Raw genomic sequence first — 265 nt, forward strand, 5'->3', positions numbered from 1 at the left:
GGGCGACGTTGCCGACCTCATCGTCCAGGCCGCCGACGAGGTCATCGCCGGAAAACTCGATGACGAGTTCCCGCTGGTGGTCTTCCAGACCGGTTCGGGCACCCAGTCCAACATGAACACCAACGAGGTCATCAGCAACCGTGCGATTGAGTTGGCCGGTGGCGAACGCGGGTCGAAGAAGCCCGTCCACCCCAACGACCACGTCAATCGTGGCCAATCCTCCAACGACACCTTCCCGACGGCCATGCATATCGCCGTCGTGTGT

1 protein-coding gene is annotated in these 265 nt (G+C 62.3%); it reads left to right on the plus strand.

From position 1 onward, the window contains the following. On the plus strand, positions 1–265 hold a 265-nt coding region (locus ACVA58_RS28205), incomplete at both ends, for a lyase family protein (protein WP_446513541.1).

It is taken from the genome of Photobacterium sp. DNB22_13_2, from assembly GCF_052873915.1.